The sequence below is a fragment of the Streptomyces sp. col6 genome, from assembly GCF_008042035.1.
GTDB lineage: Bacteria > Actinomycetota > Actinomycetes > Streptomycetales > Streptomycetaceae > Streptomyces.
On sequence record NZ_RDBL01000060.1, the window covers coordinates 1 to 2,138 of the forward strand.

The 2,138-nt window shown below is 69.9% G+C and carries 1 protein-coding gene; it reads left to right on the forward strand.

The window, feature by feature from the left end; genetic code table 11:
* The first annotated feature begins 564 nt into the window (after positions 1-564).
* Positions 565-2,112: an endo-1,4-beta-xylanase gene (locus tag EAO73_RS35285; protein WP_224756600.1), complete on the forward strand. Its 1,548-nt coding sequence runs from the start codon at positions 565-567 to the stop codon at positions 2,110-2,112.
* Positions 2,113-2,138 lie beyond the last annotated feature (26 nt).

Sequence of the window (2,138 nt, forward strand, 5' to 3'; positions counted from 1 at the left end):
CCCGCCTCCCCCGTCACTCCGCGTCCCTTTCGGCGCACAGCCGGCATCACCGCCGGGCCGGTGCACACCGGCCCGGGGATGCGTCTCCGGACCGCCGGGCACGCCGTTGCGCTGCCGCTTCACCGCCGCCCGTCGGCGCCCGGTTCGCCGCGAAGGCCTCACCGCACCGGACGACCACATGACCCTCGGTGACCCCACAGGCGTACCCAGGAGGGCGGCTCCCGGCCACCATCGCAGCCCCGCGCATGCGATTGCGAACGACCTGGGGCGGTGTCCCCAGGCACCCCCACGGCCCAGGACGCCGGTCGTTACCCGGTCGTCAACTCCGCTGCGCGGAGGGACCGTTCGACGTATGGCCGCGTTCACACGCCCGTAAGGCAGTTGCGCTTCAACCCTTGACAGGTGCCTGTCGCCACGCCACCTTGGGAGCGCTCCCACAATCAAGACTTGCACACTCCACCCCCTCCCCTTCTCCCCCAACGCCGGTACACCGCAAGGGATTTACGGGGCGCAGCCGCGCTCCCCGTGACGTTCCGCACCACCCGGCAGAGGAAGGCGTTTGTCATGAGCTTGGTGAAGCGCTGTAGGCCCCGCCGCTCCCAGGGGCTCCCGGCCCTCGTGGTCGGCGCACTCGCCCTGGCCACCGGCCTGGCGGGCGGGCCGGCCTCGGCCGCATCGCAGGACACACTGCACGACCTCGCCACGGCCCAGGGCAGGTACTTCGGCTCCGCCACCGACAACCCCGAGCTCCCCGACGCGGCCTACGCGGCGAAACTGGGTAGCGAGTTCGGGCAGATCACCCCCGGCAACTCCATGAAGTGGGACACCACCGAACCGGCCCGGGGCCAGTTCAACTTCGCCAAGGGCGATGTGATCACCGACTTCGCCCAGCAGCACGGCCAGACCGTGCGCGGTCACACCCTGGTCTGGCACAGCCAGCTGCCCGGCTGGGTCGGTTCGCTGCCGTCCGCGCAGGTGGAGACGGCCATGACCGACCACATCACCGCGGAGGCCACCCACTACCGCGGCGAGGTCGTCGCATGGGACGTGGTGAACGAGCCGTTCAACGAGGACGGGACCTTCCGGACCAGCCCGTTCTACAACGCGATGGGCAAGGACTACATCGCCAAGGCCCTGCGCGCGGCGCACGCCGCCGACCCGGACGCCAAGCTCTACATCAACGACTACAACGTCGAGGGCAAGGGTGCCAAGAGCGACGCCCTGTACAACCTCGCGAGCGACCTCCTCGACGAGGGGGTGCCGCTCGACGGGGTCGGGATGCAGGCCCACCTGGCGATCCAGTACGGCTTCCCGTACCAGATGCAGGCCAACATGCAGCGGTTCGCCGATCTCGGGCTGGACGTTGCCGTGACCGAACTTGACGTGCGCATGCAACTTCCGGCGGACGCCGCCAAGCTCGCCACGCAGTCCTCGTACTACGCGCAGGTGGTCGACGCCTGCCTCGCCGTGGAGCGCTGCGTCGGCATCACGGCCTGGGACTACACGGACAAGTACTCGTGGGTGCCGAGCACCTTCCCGGGCGAGGGCGCGGCCAACCTGTACGACGACAACCTGACTCCCAAGCCCGCCTACGCGGCGGTGCGCACCGCCCTGGGCGACGAGGACGGCGGTGACGACGGGGGCGACGACGGCTCCACCCCCGGCGCGCTGAAGGCGCAGTACCGCACCAACGACTCCTCGGCCGGCGACAACCAGATCAAGCCCGGCCTCCAACTCGTGAACACCGGCACCACCGCGGTCAACCTGTCCTCCGTGACCGTCCGCTACTGGTTCTCCGGCGACAACGGCGCCACCACATACGGGAGTTGGTGTGACTGGTCGCCGCTCGGCTGCTCCACCGTCACACACCGGGTGGTCGCGGCGAGCAGCCCGAAGGCCGGGGCGGACCACTACCTGGAAGTCGGCTTCACGGGCGGCACCCTCGCCCCGGGCGCCTCGACCGGCGAGATCCAGCTGCGCCTGAGCAAGACGGACTGGTCGAACTTCGACGAGTCGGACGACTACAGCCACGGCGCGAGCACCTCGTACGCCGACGCCTCGAAGATCACCGTGTACTCCGGCGGCGACCTGGTCTGGGGCATCGAGCCCTGACCCGCCCCTCCTCCCCTTCCGTACAC

Excerpts from the sequence above, each read along its gene's own strand:
- EAO73_RS35285 (WP_224756600.1), top strand. The coding sequence starts at position 565 with ATGAGCTTGGTGAAGCGCTGTAGGCCCCGCCGCTCCCAGGGGCTCCCG.